This is a genomic window from Terrisporobacter othiniensis (genome assembly GCF_000808015.1).
GTDB lineage: Bacteria > Bacillota > Clostridia > Peptostreptococcales > Peptostreptococcaceae > Terrisporobacter > Terrisporobacter muris.
Map to the genome: position 1 here is coordinate 30,013 of NZ_JWHR01000032.1, position 22,269 is coordinate 52,281.

General features: G+C 27.7%; 23 protein-coding genes and 1 riboswitch. All 23 genes read left to right on the forward strand.

Features of this window, described 5'->3' with window-relative positions; all coding sequences use genetic code 11:
• The first annotated feature begins 80 nt into the window (after positions 1-80).
• The 23 genes from QX51_RS02755 to QX51_RS02860 all read left to right on the forward strand — a co-directional run bounded on the left by QX51_RS02755 (position 81) and on the right by QX51_RS02860 (position 22,255).
• The gene (locus QX51_RS02755; RefSeq protein ID WP_039678380.1) at positions 81-1,343 is read left to right on the forward strand and encodes a Gfo/Idh/MocA family protein; all 1,263 of its coding nucleotides are present in this window, start codon (positions 81-83) and stop codon (positions 1,341-1,343) included.
• 115 nt (positions 1,344-1,458) lie between these two features.
• A complete protein-coding gene (locus tag QX51_RS02760; protein WP_039678381.1) occupies positions 1,459-1,884 on the forward strand; it encodes a MarR family winged helix-turn-helix transcriptional regulator in 426 nt (141 codons plus the stop codon).
• A 97-nt stretch (positions 1,885-1,981) separates the two neighbouring features.
• Entirely contained in the window at positions 1,982-2,335 is a 354-nt protein-coding gene (locus tag QX51_RS02765) for a carboxymuconolactone decarboxylase family protein (protein WP_039678382.1), read from the forward strand.
• Positions 2,336-2,528: 193 nt separating this feature from the next.
• Positions 2,529-2,744 carry a hypothetical protein gene (locus tag QX51_RS02770; RefSeq protein WP_039678383.1) on the forward strand — a complete coding sequence of 72 codons (216 nt, stop codon included), beginning with the start codon at positions 2,529-2,531 and terminating at the stop codon, positions 2,742-2,744.
• Between the two features lie 326 nt (positions 2,745-3,070).
• Complete coding sequence (locus QX51_RS02775) at positions 3,071-3,805, forward strand: SGNH/GDSL hydrolase family protein (protein ID WP_052232848.1); 735 nt, start codon at positions 3,071-3,073, stop codon at positions 3,803-3,805.
• A 76-nt stretch (positions 3,806-3,881) separates the two neighbouring features.
• Positions 3,882-4,922, forward strand: coding sequence for an acyltransferase (locus QX51_RS02780; protein WP_039678385.1), 1,041 nt, complete (start codon positions 3,882-3,884; stop codon positions 4,920-4,922).
• A 396-nt stretch (positions 4,923-5,318) separates the two neighbouring features.
• The gene (locus QX51_RS21120; protein WP_242842683.1) at positions 5,319-5,489 is read left to right on the forward strand and encodes a GNAT family N-acetyltransferase; all 171 of its coding nucleotides are present in this window, start codon (positions 5,319-5,321) and stop codon (positions 5,487-5,489) included.
• 452 nt (positions 5,490-5,941) lie between these two features.
• A complete protein-coding gene (lepB, locus tag QX51_RS02790; protein ID WP_039678386.1) occupies positions 5,942-6,478 on the forward strand; it encodes a signal peptidase I in 537 nt (178 codons plus the stop codon).
• Between the two features lie 106 nt (positions 6,479-6,584).
• Entirely contained in the window at positions 6,585-6,929 is a 345-nt protein-coding gene (locus QX51_RS02795; RefSeq protein ID WP_039678387.1) for a zinc ribbon domain-containing protein, read from the forward strand.
• 799 nt (positions 6,930-7,728) lie between these two features.
• The gene (locus QX51_RS02800) at positions 7,729-8,094 is read left to right on the forward strand and encodes a BlaI/MecI/CopY family transcriptional regulator (RefSeq protein ID WP_039678388.1); all 366 of its coding nucleotides are present in this window, start codon (positions 7,729-7,731) and stop codon (positions 8,092-8,094) included.
• 4 nt (positions 8,095-8,098) lie between these two features.
• Positions 8,099-9,820 (forward strand): M56 family metallopeptidase, encoded by a 1,722-nt coding sequence (locus tag QX51_RS02805; protein WP_039678389.1) that lies wholly within the window; start codon positions 8,099-8,101, stop codon positions 9,818-9,820.
• A 174-nt stretch (positions 9,821-9,994) separates the two neighbouring features.
• Positions 9,995-10,387, forward strand: coding sequence for a putative immunity protein (locus tag QX51_RS21750; protein ID WP_408645551.1), 393 nt, complete (start codon positions 9,995-9,997; stop codon positions 10,385-10,387).
• 86 nt (positions 10,388-10,473) lie between these two features.
• Positions 10,474-12,147 carry a MutS-related protein gene (locus QX51_RS02815; RefSeq protein ID WP_039678390.1) on the forward strand — a complete coding sequence of 558 codons (1,674 nt, stop codon included), beginning with the start codon at positions 10,474-10,476 and terminating at the stop codon, positions 12,145-12,147.
• A 186-nt stretch (positions 12,148-12,333) separates the two neighbouring features.
• A complete protein-coding gene (locus tag QX51_RS02820) occupies positions 12,334-12,717 on the forward strand; it encodes a hypothetical protein (protein WP_039678391.1) in 384 nt (127 codons plus the stop codon).
• Between the two features lie 283 nt (positions 12,718-13,000).
• Positions 13,001-13,240, forward strand: a complete 240-nt coding sequence (locus QX51_RS02825; RefSeq protein ID WP_039678392.1) for a hypothetical protein — start codon at positions 13,001-13,003, stop codon at positions 13,238-13,240.
• Between the two features lie 205 nt (positions 13,241-13,445).
• The gene (locus tag QX51_RS02830; protein ID WP_039678393.1) at positions 13,446-14,222 is read left to right on the forward strand and encodes a sporulation protein; all 777 of its coding nucleotides are present in this window, start codon (positions 13,446-13,448) and stop codon (positions 14,220-14,222) included.
• A gap of 437 nt (positions 14,223-14,659) precedes the next feature.
• Entirely contained in the window at positions 14,660-14,800 is a 141-nt protein-coding gene (locus QX51_RS20525; protein ID WP_161791891.1) for a class I SAM-dependent methyltransferase, read from the forward strand.
• A gap of 153 nt (positions 14,801-14,953) precedes the next feature.
• Positions 14,954-15,868, forward strand: coding sequence for a DUF2935 domain-containing protein (locus tag QX51_RS02835; protein WP_039678394.1), 915 nt, complete (start codon positions 14,954-14,956; stop codon positions 15,866-15,868).
• Between the two features lie 211 nt (positions 15,869-16,079).
• Positions 16,080-16,877: a DUF975 family protein gene (locus QX51_RS02840; RefSeq protein ID WP_039678395.1), complete on the forward strand. Its 798-nt coding sequence runs from the start codon at positions 16,080-16,082 to the stop codon at positions 16,875-16,877.
• 344 nt (positions 16,878-17,221) lie between these two features.
• Entirely contained in the window at positions 17,222-17,740 is a 519-nt protein-coding gene (locus QX51_RS02845) for a folate family ECF transporter S component (protein WP_039678396.1), read from the forward strand.
• Positions 17,741-18,170: 430 nt separating this feature from the next.
• Positions 18,171-19,160, forward strand: a complete 990-nt coding sequence (locus tag QX51_RS02850; RefSeq protein ID WP_039678397.1) for a CPBP family intramembrane glutamic endopeptidase — start codon at positions 18,171-18,173, stop codon at positions 19,158-19,160.
• A 124-nt stretch (positions 19,161-19,284) separates the two neighbouring features.
• Positions 19,285-19,461: riboswitch (Lysine riboswitch) on the forward strand.
• A 219-nt stretch (positions 19,462-19,680) separates the two neighbouring features.
• The gene (locus QX51_RS02855; protein WP_039678398.1) at positions 19,681-21,111 is read left to right on the forward strand and encodes a YfcC family protein; all 1,431 of its coding nucleotides are present in this window, start codon (positions 19,681-19,683) and stop codon (positions 21,109-21,111) included.
• Between the two features lie 19 nt (positions 21,112-21,130).
• On the forward strand, positions 21,131-22,255 hold the full coding sequence (locus QX51_RS02860) for a M20 family metallopeptidase (RefSeq protein WP_039678399.1): 1,125 nt from the start codon (positions 21,131-21,133) through the stop codon (positions 22,253-22,255).
• Positions 22,256-22,269 lie beyond the last annotated feature (14 nt).

Consider the following 22,269-nt stretch of genomic DNA (forward strand, 5'->3'; position numbering starts at 1 on the left):
TTAACCACACATATGAATATATAGTAGAAATAAATATCTACTTAAAAATACCACATATATGAATTAAGGGTGGAGATAGTATGAAAAAAATATCAGTTGCTGTAATAGGAGCAGGAACAAGAGGAATGAATGCCTACGCACCATATCTATTAGAAAATCCTGATTTAGGTGAAATAGTAGCAGTAGCAGAGCCAAAGGAAGAAAAAAGAAATAACTTTAAAAATAGATACAATACAAAAGAAGAAAACACATTCACATCATGGGAAAAACTCCTATCAAAAGACAAATTAGCAGATGCTATAATCATAGCCAACAGTGATGAATGTCACTACCAGCCAACAAAAATCGCGTTGGAAAAAGGATATCATGTTTTATTAGAAAAGCCTATGTCAAACAAACTAGATGAAGTTATTAAACTTGGAGAACTGGCCCTAAAGCACAAAGACCAAGTATTTATGATATGCCATGTACTAAGATACACACCGTTTTTTAGTGAACTAAAAAGAATAGTAGACAGCAAAGAATTAGGCAACCTTGTAAGCATACAACATAATGAAAATATAGGGTATTATCATTTTGCACATAGTTATACACGTGGGAACTGGAGAAATAGCAATGAAACAAGTCCACTTATATTAGCCAAAAGTTGTCATGATATAGACATCTTATTATGGTTAACAGGAAAAAGTTGCAAATATATATCTTCCTTTGGAAGTCTAAGCCATATGAAAGAAGAAAACTTCACAGAAAATATGGCACCTAGATGTATGGACTGTGAAGTGGAGAGATTTTGCCCATATAGTGCTAAGAAAATATATTTGGAAGATGGTGTACTAAAAGCATCTTTATATGCAGTTGACCCAAATCCGACTAAGAAAAATTTAGAAAAAGCTATAACTACTGGTCCTTATGGTAGATGTGTATACAAATGTGATAATAATGTAGTAGATCATATGGTAAGTATACTAGAGTTTGAAGACAACATAACAGCCACTTTCAATTTATCTGCATTCACAAAAGATTGTACAAGAACTATAAAGCTTATGTTTACCCATGGAGAAGTGGGAGGAAATCTGCAAAAGAATATAATAGATGTACACAAATTTGGAGATGAACATCATACAGTAATTCATCCTAAAATAGTAAAAAGTGGCCATGGTGGAGGGGATTTCAAACTAATGGAGGATTTTGTGCAAGCAGTAAGTTCAAATAAAAGGGAAGTCAAAACAAGTGCAATTAATTCTGTGGAAAGTCATATAATATCCTTTGCAGCTGAATACTCTAGATTAAATCATAAAGTAGTTAATGTGGAAAAGTTTTGGAATAATCAAAGAAATTTTTAATCATTTTTTATATTAATTTTCTATGTTTTTAACCTAAATAAGATTATTAATGATACACTAAAGTTAAATGTTTAATAAATTTAAAATGAAATAAAATATAGCAAAGGAGATAAATATGTTTAATCTAGAGGATTGTATAGCATTTATAACTAACAAATACAACAAAGAGATTACGGAATTATTTAACCAAAGGCTTCAAGAACATAATATTACAAGAGTTCAATGGATTGCACTATTTTATATAGGCAATAATGAAGGAATTACTCAAAGAGATTTGGCTCAAATACTAGATTCTAACGAATCGTCCATTGTTAGGTTAATAGATCGTATGGAAAAAGAAAATATAGTAAAAAGAGAAAAAGATCCAACGGACAGAAGAGTTACAAAGCTATTTCTTACAGAAGAAGGAATGAAAAAAAGAGATGAAATACTGCCTATAGGAGAAAAGTTCTCAAAAGATTGTATTAAAGGAATAAGTGACGAAGATTTGGAAACTTTCAAAGAAGTTTTAAATAAAATGGTAAAAAATCTAAATAAATAGCAGTAAATACTTTACAACAGTAGCACTCAGTGCTACAATTCTCTTAAATACTTGCTATAGCAATTATTGCTACAGCATTTAAATCAAGGGGGATACTATGAAAAAAGATGTTAGAGAAATATTAAATTCATTTACTCAGGGGTTAGAGGAACTTGCAGAAACTAATAAGTCAAATGTTAATGCATTTATGAGACTTTTAAATACTGGGTACAAAGAAGGAGCTTTAAGTACAAAAACTAAAGAGCTTATGAGTGTTGCTATTGCAGTGTATAACCGCTGTGAATATTGTATAGTTTATCATGTTTATAAATCATTGGAGCTTGGAGCTACAAGAGAAGAAATAATAGAGGCAGCTATGGTTGCTGTAGGATTTGGTGGTGGACCATCTATGGCTTATAGTGTAACTTTATTAAAAGATGCTATAGATGAATTTGAAAGTGATTTTAAATAAAAATTTTAGATTGTATTATTAACAAGATTTGCACTTAGACTTTATTTGGAGAGCTTATAATGACACTTTGTGTAACATATATAAGGTTATGTAATATATTTATAAAAAGTTGAAATTTTTTATGCCTGCGACAATATAATATATAAAGAATATATTTTTCAAAGATATATTCATAAAAAGTGAGGCGAAAAAAATGAAATATTGCAAAAGTTTAATCTTCATCTTAGTTATTAGTTTTCTAATGATAATGGGAACGAATACTATAGTGGTTCATGCAGCAGAGTCTAAACCAGGTGGCAATAGTTTTATTTTTTATTTCCCTTTATTAATTGTAGGTTCAATGGTTTTAGGAAGTATAATTAGTTTAGCAGAAAGAAAAATGAGCAAAATTAAATCTAAGACAAAGTAAAGTATAAAAAACAATATCATAATAAGTTTATGAATTTATAAAATTGATAAATAAAAGGTCATATGAAAATTAAAATGTACCCTATAAAGTAGATAGTTAATAAAAAATCTACTCTATAGGGTATTTTTGTATGTGATAAATAGCAATTTATGGAGTTATAATTAGAAGTAGATGACAGTTGTATGAAATATAAATAAAAATACAAATAAAAGGTATAATAAAAAAATTTTATGGTATTAAATTTGATATAATATGATTAAAATAAATAAAAAAATAGTAATAAAAAACGCTCCTATTTAAATAATAAAATATAGGAGGTTTTACTTATGATAAATAAAAAAAATACTAAAATATTATTTTTCACATTTATAATTTGCTTTGTTTTTTACATAACAATTATAAGTGCACAAGGTAAAAAAGTAGATTGTGAAAATGGATATTTAGATAAATGGAACGAAAAAGTATGGTTAACCCTAGGTGATAGTATCACTAAAGCCAATGGATATCAGCCAATAGTTAAAGAAAAATTAGGTTTTTCAAGGGTAGAAAATAAAGGTATCAATGGACAGACTATGGCTTACCAAAAAACAAATGAATCCACTTATTCAATGGGGAAAAATATTAATTACAAAGAATATGACTTAGTAACAATATTTATTGGGACTAATGACTATAGATATAATAAAAAACTAGGTAAAATTGAAGAAAAGAGTAAAAATATCTATGATGAAAGTACTTTTATTGGATCTTATCAGATGTTGATTGAAAAAATACTATCATCAAATCCATATATTGAACTGGTATTAATTACACCTTTGCAAAGAACAAAAGATGGATATGACATGAACCATACAAATGAAGTAGGGAGTAAACTTATTGATTATGTAAATGCTACAAAAGCTTTAGGTGAAAAATACTCATTACCTGTTTTAGATTTATATTCAACTAGTGGATTTACAGATCAAACTATGAAAATATATACAAGAGATAATTTGCATCCAAATAAAAATGGATATGAAAGAATATCAGAAAAAATGTATAGATTTTTATTAAATATATAGATGTAAAATAGAGAAGAGTTACAAATTCTTCTATGTTTATATGTATGATATAAATATATATGGGGAGAAACTACAAATGGAACAAAGTGAAACAATTGAATCAACTATAAAACTAGATTTAGAATATGCACTATCATATAGAGAGATTGGTGTAGATGTTGTTAAATCAATAGCTATACTATCCGTTGTTGGAGTACATTTTTTTTTAAACACTAGATATTATAGAGTTGATTTAAACAATGCTAATTTATTTATACAAACAGTAATCCAGCAAATATGTCTAATATGTATTCCATTATTTGTAATGGCTACAGGCTATTTAAATAATAATACAAAAATAAATAAGGATTATTATAAAAAGATATTACCAATTATATATCTATATCTTTTATATTCAATACCAGCACTTATATATAGAAGTCATATAGGGGAAATACCTTTTAATATACCATTATGGATAGACCAAATATTACATTTTAAAGGACATAGATATTCTTGGTATATAAACCTATACTTTGGACTATTTTTGCTAATACCTTTTTTAAATAAAATGTACAACTCATTAGAAAATAAAAAAGAAAAAACTATACTAATAGGAATACTAGCACTGCTCACTTGTGCTACAACCATAAGAGAGTTACATATACCAAGTTATTGGGAGAGCATATATCCGTTAACTTATTATTTTGTAGGTAAGTATATAAAAGAATTTAAACCAGAAATTAGTGTTCCAAAAAATATTGGATTTATAATAGTGATAGTATTAATCCAAGCTATCATAGAATATACTGCAGCAGGTAATGGAGAGTATAAGCACATACTGACGGATTATTCTTCAATTTTTAGATTAGTAGAAGGATACTTGATTTTTATTTTACTTTATAAACTTGAAATAAAGAATAATTCATTTAGGAAAATTATAATAAGTATATCTAAATTAACACTAGATATCTATCTAGCATCATTTATAACAGATAGATTGACTTATAGAGTATTGAAGCCGTATAACATTCCACAAGAAAAATATATATATTTAATGATACCTTTGGTACTTATTTCTTTTGTCTTTGCATATATGGTTGCAAAACTAAGAGTCAGGTATATTAAATTAAGATAAATAATATACAGTGGAAAAAATAGAAGACGAACTGAAATTAGTAATATATGTAAAAAATGAAAAATATTAAAATATATGTATATAAATTTAAAAGAATGTACATAATTTAAATGTACTAATAAGAAATTCTTTGTTCATAGATACAAACATATTCATATGTCCCGAAAAAAGCCTGGAGAACGGATTATCCAGGCTTTTTTGTTGCAAAAATCTATCAATGAGATAGAAGTATATTTTAGTAAATGTGAGGAATACTCTCAAATTATATTAAGCAGGTAAACTGTATTATTGTAGGATAAATACAGGAGAATTAACTTTTATTGAGAATTATATACTTAAGTACTCAAAATTTATGTTTAATTGTTATCCGTGTTGTACTAGGAGGTTAGAGGAAATATGAGAATAGAAAGTAATAGAATAGTAATCAGAGATTTTGAAAGAAAGGATTCTGAAAACCTTTATAGAATTGTTAGAGAAAAGGATATCTTAAGATTCATGCCTGATTGGTCAGAAAATGGAGATTCGCCACAGTCTTACTTTCCATATATTGACTGGCGTCAAACTTAAAAACATTCAACTGATATTTATGAAAACAAAAGATATGTAATTGCATCAAGTGATACAGATGAAATGATTGGTATGGTTGGTGTTGGACTTGAAGACACATCAAATGAAGTTGAAATAGCATACTTTATGTAAGAAAAATACCAAAGAAAAGGATATACAGTATAGGCAGTAAATGAATTAGTAAATTGGTGTTTTAATGTATCAAACATAAAATATCTTATTTTGACTATTGACTGTGCTAATTTGGCATCGTGTAATCTTGCTAAAAAATGTGGTTTTGAATTATTTGAAAAAAGAACTCCAATAAGTAATAAGCAACCTAACATGGAGAGTGATAGCTATTTTTACTATCGTAAGTATCGATAAACTATATTAATTAGACATTATATAAAAACATATTTTAGAAGATTTAAGATCTATTAAAAGTATAATTATATTAGGGGGTATTAACTTTGAATAAAAAAGTGAAAAGTGAACTAATAGAATGGGCTAAAAGCATATCTGTTTCCATAGTTCTTGCAATGGTGATAACAATAGTAGTGCAACCAACCACAGTTAGTGGAGAATCTATGTATCCAACATTAAAGGATAATGATTATTTATTCATAAACAAGTTAACATATGAGGTTGAAGGTCCTAAAAGAGGAGATATAATAGTTTTTAAAACAGAGTTAATAGATGATAAAAGCAGTAAGAAAAAAAGCTTAGTTAAAAGGGTAATTGCTTTGCCTGGTGAGCATATAGTTATAAAAAACAGTGAAGTTTATATAGATGATGAACTTTTAAATGAAAGCTACATAAAAGGAGTATATACATCTGGGGATATAGATATTATAGTTCCTGAAAATAATATTTTTATTATGGGTGATAATAGAGAAAATAGTTTAGACAGTAGAGATGATCGAATAGGGACAATATCTTTAGATGATGTGGTTGGCAAAGTTTCTATGAGGGTGTATCCCTTTGATAAGATAGGAAGCATTAACTAAATATATAAAATGTGAATTTATGTTAATATAATAGTAAATTAACAAATCGTAATAGTTATTTTAGATCCTAAAAATCTATTAAGATACAGGGTAAGGAGAATAGTATATGAGTGATAGAATTTGCAAAGAATGTGGTTTTGATAATGATAGTGTATCTAAATATTGCCAAAAATGTGGAAGTTTTTTAACACAAAAAAAGAGTTTAAAAAAATTTGTAGAAAGTCTTAACTTTGGAAGTATTGCAGGAGCAGGAGCAAAGGGAACTTCAATGGCACCTTTAGCTGGTATTGAACTAGATAAGAATAATAGAGAAAATGAATGTTCAACAAATGAAAGAGTGAGAAAAAGTTATTATTTAGAAGATGGTTCATGGTATTGTCCTTATTGTGGCAAGAAAAATAATAAACAAGCTGAATTTTTCTGTGGTGATTGTTTAAGAGAAAAACCATGATAAGAAAAAAGTAAAAAAAATAAATATTGTGAAATATACAAAGAGTTTTTAAGTAATTTTATTAGGAAGACCTATGAAGAATTACTAATGCAAAAATTTAAAAAGAAAAAGAGTACCAAGTAGTGAAATAAATACTTAAAGAAGTATAGTTGGAACCCAAAAGGCTTAGATCTTTATAAGGTGTATTCTATAGGATACATTTTATATAACAAAAGATATAAGTCTTTTTTTATTCATATTCAATATATCCGAAGATTTATTTTGATATTGGGTGATTATATTATATAATGGACAATGTTAATAAATTTAGGCGATAAATAAAAGTAAATTTAATATTTCATAGATTAATATTATGCTTAATATTATTTTAATTATTTTACTATTAATAACCGTTGGAATTGCAGTGGTTTTATCAATAAATAATCTTAAAGAAATATTTTATGAAATGAAATCTCAAACAAATGTGAGCAAAGTATGGAAAAAAATTATATGTTACTAGGAATGTCCTTAGGAATGTCAATTAAGAAAAGTAATGTTTAATTGATTACAATATAACAAAAATACTTTTGAAGAGGAGACAATATAGAGTTATTATTTGATAAATCTATATTGTCTTCTTTTTTAATTGTACAAAAAACATATATAAAATTAAAGTAATCATAGTAAATACTATAATTATTCAGAGAAAAAGTATAAGAGTTTTATTAGTAGAAATATGGTAAATTTCTTTTTATATTGACGTATTAATAAAATTAATGTAGTATTGACTTACAAATGTAGTCCAAAAGGAGGGAGTATAGTGAGTAAAAAAATAAAAATTTCAGACTCAGAGTTAGAAGTAATGCAAGCCTTGTGGAAGATTAAAAAAGGTACCAGTTCAGAAATAATTGCAGAAATAAGTAATACTTGGTCTAAAAAAACTATCCAAACATTAATATCAAGACTAGTATCAAAAGATGTAATAGGGGTGGATAAATCTAACCAGTATGTTTTTACATATTATCCATTAATAAGTGAAAATGATTATAAAAGTTTAGAAAATAGCTCTTTCTTAGAGAAGCTTTATGATGGATCTTTGGCTATGATGGTTTCAACTATTATAAAAAATAAAAATGCATCTGATGACGATATTGAAGAACTAAAAAAAATACTTAACGAGGAATAAGTTTATGATAGAAAATTTGTTTATTAAAGTAATAGAAGCATCTTTTTTAGGAAGTATAGCAGGTTTAATAATCCTTCTTATAAGATGTATTTTAAAAAATAAGATTAATAGCAAATGGATTTATTTGCTATGGATGATAGTGATAATAAAATTAATGGTACCATTTGGACCTGAAAGTAACTTGAGCATTTTTAACAAGATTAACAGTATTAAATTTTCAACTAGTATAAATAATAATTATGATAAAAATATAGCTGAGACAACTGACAACAATATCAACATTATTAAAGGTGACTATGAAAATACAGCAACAAACTATGATAGTAGTAAGAATTTAGTAAATAACATATCTTATATATGGTTAACAATTTGTATAAGTTTAAGTTTAGTATTTACATCTAGTTATTTCATTATGAAAAACAAAATAAAAGAAAAATCATTTTATTATGATGGAAGTCTAGATGAAGTATTAACACAGTGTAAAGCTAAATTAAAAATCAAAAGAAATATAAAAATTGTTATTAATGATTATATAAAAACTCCTGCAATAATTGGAATTTTTCAACCTACCATATTAATACCAATAAATACTCTAGAATTTAAACAAAATGAGATAGAATATATATTCATACATGAGTTATCTCATTTAAAAAGGAATGACAATATAATAAACCTTTTATTGACTATGAATCAAAGTATACACTGGTTTAACCCATTTATATGGTATATGTCAAAAATAATTCGTCAAGATATGGAACTTGCAACAGATGAGCTAGTACTAAGCAGAATAAATAATAATGAATATAAAAATTATGGATTTACAATTTTGAACATCTCATCGAGTTTAAATAAATACAAAACAAGCACAAGGGTAATAGGAATGAGTAATGATAAAAAATCTTTAGAGGATAGAATTAGGAATATAAAGCTTATGGATAAAATAAATAAAAGAAAAAAAATATATACAGTGATGGGGGCCATTCTAGTTTTAACAATGGGAATATTTATAATAACTAGTCCAAAAGAAAATGGTAAATTAATGAATTCACAACTATCAAAAACACAAAATTTATATTTTGAGTTAGTTAATAATATTGAAGAGAAAAATATAGATTTAAATGAAGCAAAAAGTATAATTAATAATCTAAAATTTGAAAATGTTGTGCAAGAAAAAGAAAGTATTGTTATAAAAGAGGATAATGAAAATATAGAAATAACATTAAGTAATAATAATATTTCTATATTAGAATACAAAAATGATAAAAATATAGTACTATCATTTATGAATGCTAATGAAGCAAAAGAGATAGGTAGTGAAGAAAAATACAGTATGAGATTGGAAAATTTATCAGCAGAGAATCTAGGTGAAGTAATGAAAAATATAAATCCTGATATAGCAAAAAATAAACTTTTTAAATCATACTTAGATGTTTTGCAATTAGCAGGTAATAATAAAATAACAAAAGAAGAAGTTCTTAAAATAGATTCCACTTTGAGTCAACCAGAAGGTAAAAATCAGTTACAAAATACACTGTCAAGTAAAGATGATGACTATAATTTATCATCTGTTTATAATAGTGAAGGGAATCTTTTAAATATGTCTTTTGCAAATAATAGTTATAATATAGTATTTGATATAAATATAAAAAATAATTATTCTAATCAAGCCAACTTTAATTTACAAGATGAAAAATCTCAGAAAAATTTGATAGAAATAATGAATTAGAGTTATAAATCTCAATACTAAACTAAAAAGGAGTTGTCATGGCTAAAATACGAAAAATGATTGGAAAAGTAGATGCACCATATATCATATCTCTTATGAGATTGATAGAAACGCAAAGTAAAAAAAACAATTGTAAAATGGTGTAATGAATATGCAAGGGAGCATATCCTACCTATATATGAAAAAGATTATCCAAAAGATCTTCGTTTAAAAAATGCATTAGATGCAGTTAATGAATGGTTAGAAGGAAATATAAAATTAACAGAAGCAAAGAAAATTATTAAAGAAGTTCAAGTAGCAGCAAGAGAAGCAGAAAACAATCATGCAGCACAAGCTGCAGCAAGGGCAATTGGAGCAACAACAGGAACTATTAATACAGTAACAAGTTCTTTAGGACTTGCATTTTATGGCAGTGCATCCGTAGCATATTCAACTGCTGGTGTTAATGAATCACTTGAAGTTTATGATGAGATTGCTCAAAGAGAGTGCAAGAAAATGGAGGATGCTTTACGCAAAGTTGCTATAACAGATGAGCTTAATCCAGCAAAAATAAACTGGCATTGCTAAAATGTGCAAAGTAGTATAACTTAATAAGTATATATGTGTTTAATTAAAGAGAATATGTTAATAAAAAGAATTAAATCGGAGGAAAAATGGGGGAGAGTACAAAAATAATTTTAGCTGTTATATTGATGATATTAATATGTTTATTAATAGACTATTTATCCAATATAAGAAAGTTAAAAAGAAATAAAAGAAGAATAGTTAATGAATATGGAGAAGAAATAGATATAGAAGACGTAAGTTACAAAATGGAAGCTGTATCTAGCTATTTTAGAAACAAGAACAAAGATGATGTAATTGATGATATTACATGGAGTGATTTATCCATGGATAATATTTTCAAAAAAATAAATAACACTCAAAGTACAGTGGGAAATGAAGTACTATATGACATATTACGAAACCCACTAAAAGATAAGTTGGAGTTAATGAAAAGAGATAATATAATAGAATATTTTGCTGAAAATGAAAAGGAAAGAATAGACTTTCAGCTACTTTTTTCTAGGCTGGGTTATAATTACGACTTAAATACAACATTGTCTCTATTTACAGAAATAGATAACAGTAAAAATAAATTAACTCTGTATAGGGTACTGAGAGCACTACCAGTTATAAGTATCTTATTGATAGGAGTAAATAAGTCATTTTTATTCCTAACATTGTTATCAATATGTTTAAATATTTTCATAAGTTTTAATAACAAGAAAAGTAAAGTAGATGTGAGTGGTTTTTTTAACATAATCAAAGTTGTTAACGTGGCTTTTAAAATTCATTCAAAAAACTTAAGTATTATAAATGAAAATATGAATGATATTAGCAGTGATTTAAAACAAGTTAAAAAGATAAAGAAAAAAATAGTTTCAACAAATCCAAACTCTATGTTATCTGATTTAAATGTTTTAGCTGAATATACAAATATGATTTTTTTATCAGAGTTAATTACTTATGAAAAAGTTAAAGAAACAGTTATAAAAAATAAAGAATACCTAAAAAGCATCTATGAATTCGTGGGAACTTTAGATTCTTTAATAGCTGTTTCATCTTTCAGACAGTCTTTGGATTATTATTCAAAACCAAAATTATTTATATCAAGCAATAAGTCAGAAAATATAATAGATTTTGAACAGTTGTATCATCCATTAGTAGAAAATCCAGTATCAAGCTCTTTGCACACAGAAAATGGAATCTTAGTAACAGGTTCTAACGCCTCTGGTAAATCAACATTTATCAAAAGTGTGGCAATAAATCAAATCTTAGGGCAAAGCATATTTACAACTTGTGCAAAATCTTACAAAGCATCATTTTTTAATATTTATACTTCAATGGCTTTAAAAGATGACGTGCTTAAAAATGAAAGTTACTATATAGTAGAAATAAAATCTTTAAAAAGAATTATAGATAAATCTAAAGCTAAAATACCTACCTTATGCTTTGTGGACGAAATACTAAGGGGGACAAACACTATTGAAAGAATAGCATCGTCCAGTGAAGTTCTTAGTTATTTTAATGATTCAAACTGTATTTGTTTTGCATCAACACATGATATTGAACTGACTTATTTGTTGGAAAACAAGTTTGAAAATTATCACTTTGAAGAAGAAATAACAGACAACGATATAGTTTTTGATTATAAGTTAAGAAGTGGTCGTGCCAAATCAAGAAATGCCATTAAGCTGTTAGGGCTTATGGGATATGATGAGAAGATTATCGAGGATGCTAACGAGAGGGCAGCGATATTTGTTCGTACTGGAAAGTGGAAGTAGTATGGAGTAAACAATGAAAAGTGTGATATTAAAAATATGAAAAAAGAATTAATTATTTGTTTCTTTATGATCTTATCGACTGTAATCTATCTAGGATTTCTACTTATTATTTAATATTAAAGAAAAAGTACTATAATTCTGAAGAAAAGCAAATTGGAATTATAGAATAAAAATAGGGGGATGACAATGTCACAAAATAAAGTACCAAAGGGGTATTATGTAGTTTCTATTATACTTATATTAATTACTTTGAAAAATTTTTCTTATGTTGGTGGAGATGGAGAAATATTAGTTAATTTGGGATTTTTCGAAATTTATGTATCATGTGTTGGAGTGGCTTTGTGTAAAGCTTGTGTATATACCATATCCATATATGGTCTTATAAATAACACTGCATGGGGTCTTGGAAGTACTACTTTGATAGCATTTTGGATAGGAATTATTAGATTGAGAGATTTAATAGCATATGGTGATACCATGTTAGCAGTTGAAACAGTAATCTTTTTAGGTGTATTCGCTTATCTTGTGTCTATTATTTCAAAGAAGATTGAAGAAATAATGGGTGAATAATAAAAAACTGTACATTAGTTGTAGCCTTGAAGTATGGTTTTTTATTGTAACTATCATGTAATGCTTTAAGCAAAATATTAAAATATTTTAATGGCAAGACAGAAGAAGTAACCAATGCCATGGATATATCTACAAATATTGTGAAAAGTCATTTGAGAAGAGTAGACACTATATTTATGTTATGAGAGTATATATATAATTTGCCTTGTACAAATATGGCTATTGGGAAAATATGGTACAATTTATAGAGTGATTATTGTTTCTAAAAATAAGGGGGACTACTTTGAAAAAAATATTTTTCTACTTGATTTCACTATTAAACATAGCTTGTATGCTACTTGGATTTTTTCTGAAAAAAGTAAATCTTATGAGTTTCGGATTTTACTTGCATTTTTTTGATGCTACATATGTTTCTTTAGACGAATATAAGACATCTAAGAAGATTGTATTTAACACAATATTCCATCCATCATGCCTTCTAGTGCTTACAGTTGTTGTAATATATCAAACGGTACTTGGTTAATTGATTTTAATATGTTGGGAAGGAAATACTAATTTTCCGGTAAATAAGTGTAGATAATAAGTAAAATACTACCTAATTATCTATACTTATTTTTTTTAGTATTTTTTTATTAAGTTGCTATATTTTATTCTGCAAAATATTTGAGAAAAAAATTAATTTATTATAAAATAGAGATATTATAATATAAAAAAATTGGAGGTATGATATGGGAATATTCAACAAGGTTATGGCATCAGCACTTGGTATAGGTGGTGCAAAAATAGATACAATAGTTCATACTAAAAACATAGTGCCAGGAAAAAGAATTGAAGGTATATGCAAAATAAAAGGTGGTAACATAGAACAATATATAAATGATATATCCATAGGTGTTTATACTAGCTATAAACAAGAAGTAGATGATAATACTATAAGCAAAGTACAACGTATCCAAGAGCATATTATAAAAATAGATAAAAATATACTTCCTGATGAAATACATGAAGTTAAATTTAGCTTTATACTATATAAGAGAGTTCCTGTTACTATTCATAAATCAAAAGTATGGTTATCAACTTATTTAGATATAAAAAGTGGTAAGGATACATCAGATAGAGATTATATAAACGTAGGATTTAATGATTATATGCAAAATGTTGTAGATGCCATATCAGAGCTAGGATTTTCTCTTAGAGAAGTAGAAAACGAATACTGCAAATCTAAGTTGAATGGTTTTAATTTTGTTCAGGAGTTTGAATTTGTACCAATAAGAGGCAGTTTTAGAAATAGATTGGACGAATTGGAGTTAGTTTTCATACCGACAAATACTCATGTGGACATACTTTTAGAAGTTGATAGAAAAGTTAGAGGTCTTATGAGTTTTATAAGTGAATCCATGGGCTTAGATGAATCAAAGCTAAGAATTAGATTGGAGAACTCTAGAAAATATAGCGTAGATGAAATTAAGAATGAAATAGAAAGATTACTGAAAAAATATTCATAAACATTTTAATATATCATGAAGTAATATATTATTATTTATTTTTAGAACTATATTTAATAATGAATTAACTAAAGAAAATCAGTATGCAAAGAGGAAAGCTATATAAAATTACAAAAATATGTATATAAATTTAAAAGTGTGTGCATAATTTAGAAGTACCGAAATTTTCTTTATTCATAGATTACACTAAGGGTTTATAAAATATTAAAAAAGCTTGGAAAGCAGATATCCAGGCTTTTTTTGTTGAATAAATTTTATTAAATATAAATGGGCATATATTTATTTGAACATAAATTATACAGAAGTATTTATGTACTGTTAAGATTGCAATAATTGATACAAAATAAGAATATACTGATTACTGATAATAAGAAAGGTGATAATTTATGAGAAATAATAAATAGGATGATAAAAAATTTTTTGATAAATATAGTAAAATGACAAGATCAGTATATGGTTTACAGGGAGCTGATGAATGGCAAACTTTTAAAAATATGTTTCCAGATTTAGAAGATAAAAGAGTACTAGATTTAGGTTGTGGTAAAGTTAGGTTAAATACTCAACATGTTAACATATAGTAAAACCGTATTACTAATAAGTAATACGGTTTATTGTTATAAATTTTTATACAATATTTTAGCTAATTATTATGAAACTAGTAAATAGCCTTTTATCATTAATAAACACTGCAATGCATAGAATTTAGAAAAAAGTATTTTAAGGGGGACATTATGATAAACGATCAAAGATATGCTATTCTGTCACTTGAGCTACACTTATTTTTTTCTAGGATAATGAAAGAACATTCACTTTTTTTAGAGGCTGGATTCACATCTAAAGATTCAGAATTTGCCAAGAGAGCAGAGCACTATAAAAATGAATTTGAGAAATTATTATCATATACAGTAAGTGCTAGTAATGGAATAATAAGACCGATTGTTTTAAATTCGGGTGAAATTATAACTGATTTTACACTAGGGACAGAAGCTAAGACTCAAGCATTAACAGGTATAGGGATAAATCAAAGTATAACTGAAATGGAATCAAAATTACGTAGTGGTCAAAATCCTCAGGTTAGCTCTAATTTAGTAAACTATGTAAATCAACTTAATACGAATGCAAAAATGCTTCTTAATGGGCTTATCAAGTTTAAGAAGAGAATATTAGACGGCGTTTTATCATGCAATTTATTTACTGTTAATTATCCCTTACTTATTGAACATATAACTCGTGAAGCTGAGTTATATTATTCATTAATAGATGACCTTCAAAATAGAGTTGATATTGATTCTAAAGATGCTAGAGAAACTAAATTATTCTGGGATAAAATTATGATGGAACATTCACTTTTTATAAGGGGACTACTTGATCCTTCAGAAGATGACTTAATTGAAACTGCAGATGAATTTGCAGATACATTTAAGGATTTACTTGAAGAGGCTCAGAATATGACTAGTATGACTATAAACAGTGTTACAAATCAAACTTTAAATCAAACTGTTCAACTTAAGAATTTTAAACAAGCAGGTACAGAAGGGATTGCTAGCTGCAAAATTAGATCTATAATACTGCCTCTTCTTGGAGATCATGTGTTAAGAGAAGCCAATCATTATATTAGACTGCTAGAAACTTATAAACAAATGTAGTTGATGTGTATAATAAAGGGCCGTATCATAAGTAAGTGATACGGTTTTTATATGAAATTATTAATTAATGTATTTATATCATTCAATAACTAAGTTTTGCTCTTCATAGTTTATACAACGATTTATCTAAAATGATACAAAATTGTAAGATTATACAAATCAATTATAATATATAATCATATCAATAGCATATCAAACAGGAGGAAATAATATGTGGGAAAGAAAACAGCTAAAAGAAAGTGCAAAAATTACTTTTAAAAGGTTCTATTGGAAAGCAGTACTTGTAAGTTTTATAGCATTTATGTTAACAGGAGGAATGAGCCAAGTAGTTAATAGTGCAAGTGACTTACAAGATACATATAACAGTTCTTATAGTGAAAACTACACAGAAGAATACGAGGATGAATATTCAGAATTAGAGGATGCAGGAACAGGGATAATTGAAGACTTATTTGCAAATGGCTTAGTCTTATTTTTTGTGAATGCAATTATATTAGTTTTAATTTTAAGTCTACTTATTAAATTATTCATAGCTTACCCTGTGGCAATAGGAAAGAACAATTACTTTATGGGAATTAGAGAAGAAGAAAAACCTATAAAAACTATATTGTCTGCGTATAAAAGCGGAAAACTTAAAAGTTCAGTATTCACAATGTTTACGATGGATATATTCATATATTTGTGGTCATTATTACTTTTAATACCTGGGATAGTGAAATCTTATGAGTATAGAATGATACCTTATATATTAAGTGAAAATCCAAATATAAGCAGAAAAAGAGCTTTTGAAATAAGTAAAAACATGATGAATGGTAATAAATGGAGTACTTTTGAATTAGACTTATCTTTTATAGGTTGGCATATATTATCAATATGTACCTTAGGCTTACTTTCAATTTTTTATGTAAATCCATATGTGGAAAGTACAAATGCAGAACTATACGCTTATCTTAGAGAAGATGCTCTAGAAAAGGGATATGCACAAGAAAGTGAATTAATTGGATTTTAGTTGAATAAAGTTAAGGGTGGAGTAATACTTCACCCTTAATTTATTTATTAGGAAATTATACTAGTTTTAATATCAAATATGCAAAATGAGTATGACTTTGTGCTACAATACTATTGGAAGTTAAAGTAGTAACAAAATAGTATAATCATCATTTGTTATTGACGTCTATCTACTTAAAACAAATATAACATATTTATATTTGTACAACTTCAAGAGGTTATTTAAATTTAGAAGATAGATTATATCAAATGATAATCATAAACATAAAAGCATCATAAAAAATCATTGATACCTCCACACACAGATCACTTATTTGTGTGCTAGCTAAACTTAGGAGGAAATTTATGAATAAAAGGTTTGATGTTAAAAAATTAGTACAAATAAGTTTATTGATAGCTTTACAAATTATCTTAACTAGATTCTGCTCAATACAAACGCCAATAGTAAGAATAGGATTTGGTTTTGTACCTGTTGTTGTAACTGCTATTATGTATGGTCCAATTTGTGCAGGTGTAGCCAATGGCATAGCTGATATTATAGGTACTATTTTATTCCCAACGGGAGCTTACTTCCCAGGGTTTACTCTTACTGCAATTTTATCGGGGGTAATTTATGGTGTATTTTTATATAAGAAGCCTATTACTTGGGCTAGAATAATAGGTGCATCCATAGCTATAAACATTGGATTAAACTTATGTCTTAATACATACTGGTTGTCTATCCTAATGGGAAAAGGATTTATGGCATTGTTGCCAACACGTATAATGAAGGAACTTATTATGATACCAATAAAAGTTATAATAATAGGTATTGTTTGGAAGAAGATTATCATAAAATTACCTAAATTTTCACAAGCTATATAGGTAAAATATGTAGTAGGCCAACCACTGCGAATTTAGATGAAATAAAATGGTTGTAGTTAAAATAGCTAGGAATTGGAGCAAAGTCTATCAAATTTAATTAAATAACTTTATGTAGTACCCAGTGCCTATGAGATTCTTATAGGCACTTTTTTAAGTTGAAGGGATAAACTTTTATTTATAACTTGACAATAAAAATAGTAATGAGGGATTAAATGCCATTAAAAAATTGTTTAAAAGAATATAGAGCTAAGATTAATGTAAAATAGACTGAAATGGGCAACTTGATTGTAGTATGGAAATAGATAGAATTATAATTCTTGACTCCTGGTATAAAATGGAATACAATCATTTTAAATACATAGGAACTCGAGGTATTAAAATATGTATTATGTTGATATCTAAAAATTATATAAAATGGAGGGGATATACTATGAGTAAAGATGCTAACACCATTAAGAAAGAAATTAAAAAATTTTTATTAATCAACTTTGGTCTTATTGCTTTCATATCTATATTCTTATTTCTTTCTTCAACAAAACAAAATGCCAGTGAGTTTGCTGTAAACTTTGCAGGACTATTTATGTACATACCAGCATTTTCAACAATTGTTGTGTTAAAAAAATTTTCTGATTATAAATTTAAACAAGAGATAGATAAATTCTTTAAGGTATTTGCCATAGCTACACTTGTAAGAATAGTTATTACCATAGGAGAAACATTTTTACTAAGTAGTATATGGATATCTTCACTTTTAGATACTTTTGTATCTGCATATCTTTTATATTTTGTATTAGTAAATAGTCACGAAATGAGATATATAAACCTGTGTCTTGGTAAAAATTCTAAAAAAGTTGCTACTGTAATATTAATATTTGTAATACTTATTGTAGCTAGTAATATACCAGAAATTATCAAAGGACAAGTAAATGTTGACAAGCTGGCAGAAAATCTTGTAATTGCCATGATAAGTTTAATTACTAATTTCTTAATAGGATTTAATTTATTCTTTGGAGAAGAATTTGGTTGGAGATATTTTTTACAACCTAGATTACAAAAGCTTTATGGTAAAAGATTTGGTGTAATAATTCTAGGTTTTATATGGGGAATTTGGCATGCCCCACTTTGTTTTATACTTTATAGTCCGAAGACACCTGTTTACTGTGTAATCGGTCATGTGGCTACTTGCATATTCTTAGGTATATTCTTAGGATATGCTTATATGAAAACAGGAAATGTGTGGGCTCCAATGCTTATACACATGGTTAACAATGTTATCGGTATCATATTTGGTGGGGGATATACGGCAGTATACACATTGGAAACTCTTTTATATAGTATTTTAATTTATGCAATATTCTTCATGCCATTTTTGCTTACTAAGGAATATAAAGCAAATAAATTTAAGCTAGTAAAATCTTAAACAATATTTTAAATTAAGAAGTATATAAATTATTAATAAATAAAAATTATATAAAAAAAATAAAGTTTATTATTTACATGATATAAAATTTAATGTATATTAATATCAAATTATACAACTGAATTAAAAAGGTAGAGGTTGCGATATTTAAGAGTAGATTTGTGGAGTTAAGCACGAAGAAGCAAATCAAAAGGAAATGTCGCCGAAACATATAACTAATGCTTTAAAGTTATATCGTTGGGATTATACAGAATATGTATAATACTGTCATAAATATTATTTATGGGGAGCTATCATGACGGATATGTTTTTGTTAAATTTCAAAATATACTAATTTATAAAACACAGTCTTGAGTGATTAGCTCAAGGCTTTTTTTATTGTAAGCTTGAGCAAAGTGAATGTTGAGCAAGGTCGTTGCCTAAAGTGGTAAGGAAGGCATCTCGTTGGCAATATGAGCAAAGTGAATTTTAGTTTGTTTAATTAATCAATTTTAATTTAGTATGAGGAGGAAATGAAAACATGAATGTAACAACGTCAGTAAATGAAAAAAGAAAAAAATCTACAGGTGGAAACTTTAAAGTACCACACACATTAGTAATAATATCAGCTATTATACTCCTTGTATCAATAGCTACTTATATAGTACCAGGAGGTGCTTATGAGAAAGCAGTAAATGATTTAGGTAAAACTGTAGTTGTGGATGGATCATTTAAATATATAGAAAATGAGCCACAAGGATTATTTGCAATATTACAAGCGCCTATCCAAGGAATTGTAGATAGTGGAGAAATAATAGCATTTTTATTTATAGTAGGTGGAGCTTTTAATATAATATCAAGAACAAAAGCAATAGATTTCGGTATTGTTAATATAGTAAATGCGTTTAAAGGGAAAGAAATTTTAATTATTCCAATAATAACTACAATCTTCTCTTTAGGTGGTGCAGTATTTGGAATGTACGAAGAATCAGTGCCATTTGTTGCGATTTTAGTACCATTAATGCTGGCTCTAGGATATGACAGTATAATGGCGGTTGCAGTTACATATTTGGCATGTGCTCTAGGATTTTCTTCAGCAATGCTTAATCCTTTTACAGTAGGGATAGCGCAATCAATAGCAGAAATACCAATGTTTTCTGGAATAGCATATCGTACAATAATATGGGTAATAACAACTATTGTTGGATGTGCGTTTTTAATGATGTATGCTAGAAAAATTAAAAAGAATCCTGAGTTAAGCCCAGTTTATGAAAGTGACAAAATAAAAAGAGAAAACTTACAAAACTTTGAAGAAGACCATGGAAAATTCACTTTAACTCATAAAGTAATATTAGCTTCACTTGCAATATGTATAGGTGTAATAGTTTGGGGAGTTTTAGCTAAGGGGTTCTGGATACCTCAAATAGCAGCAGTATTTTTAATAACGGGATTATTTAGTGGAATAATAGGAAGACTTTCAGGAGATGAAATGGCAGATGCATTTTTAGAAGGCGCAAAAGGTATGATAGGTGCAGCTGTTATGATAGGATTTGCAAGAGCTATAGTAATAGTTGCTGAAAATGCAAGTATAATAGATACAATTTTATATAACTTATCTAATGTAATAGGACAGTTACCTTCATTATTAGCAGCTTGTATAATGTACCCTATACAAATGTTCATCAACTTCTTTGTTGGCTCAGGTTCAGGACAAGCAGCTTTAACAATGCCAATACTAGCACCACTTGGTGATTTAATAGGAGTATCTCGCCAATTAACAGTTTTAATATTCCAATTTGGAGATGGTTTCTCAAATATTATCTTCCCAACATCAGGAATATTAATAGCTTGTTTAGGAATAGCTGGAGTTCCTTTTGGAAAATGGTTCAAATGGGTACTTCCATTACAAGGAATACTATTTGTTTTAGCAATAACATTTATCACAATAGGTTCGCTTATGGGATGGTCATAATAAGAGAGGGAGATTACATATGAAAGAATTATTAAATAAAGAAGTAGAAAATTTAAGAAATGAATTAGTTGAAATTAGTGAATATATGTATCACAATCCAGAGCTGGGAAATGAAGAGTTTAAATCTGTTCAAAAACTGACTTCACTATTAGAAGAACATAATTTTATAGTGGAAAAAGAGTTTTTAGGACTTAAAACTGCTTTTAGAGCAGTATATGACAGTAATAAACCAGGTTTAACAGTTGGTTATTTATGCGAATATGATGCTCTTCCAGAAATAGGTCATGGGTGTGGACACAATATGATAGGTACCATGTCAGCAGGTGCCGGTGTTATTTTAAGTAAAATTTTAGATGAGGTGGGAGGGCGTATCATAGTATATGGAACTCCTGCTGAAGAAACTGATGGAGCAAAAGTAATATTTGCAGAAGAAGGAGTCTTTGAAGAGTTGGATGCAGCAATGATACTTCATCCTTCCAACGCAACTAGCAAAAGTGGAACATCTATGGCACTTTATCCACTACAATTTACATACAAAGGGAAAACTGCCCATGCGGCATCTTGCCCACAAGATGGTATAAATGCATTAAACAGTGTTATACAATTATTCAATGGAATTGATGCTCTTCGCCAACACGTAACACCAGATGTTAGAATGCACGGAATAATAACTAATGGAGGTGTTGCTGCAAACATAGTTCCAGACGAAGCAGTGGCACAGTTCTACTTTAGAGCAGCTAAAAAAGAAACTGTTACTGAGTTGTTGGAAAAGGTTAAAGCTATAGCAGAAGGTGCAGCACTTATGACAGGTGCCACACTTGAAATGGAAAGATTCGAGTTACCCTATGATAATTTAGTAACTCATGAAAATTTATCAGATGCTTTTACTGAAAATCTTAAGGAACTTGGTATTACAGAATTTGCAACAGACAAGATTTTTGGTTCAAGTGATATAGGCAATGTAAGCCATATAGTACCTACTATTCATCCTAATATAGGTATATGTGATCGTAGCGTGATTAGTCATAGTAGAGAAATGGCTGATGCGACTGTAACAAAACTTGGACATGAGAGATTGATTACAGGAACGTTGGCTCTTGCTTATACAGGATATGATGTTTTAACTAAAAAAGTTGAGTTATAAATAGAAAAAACTTC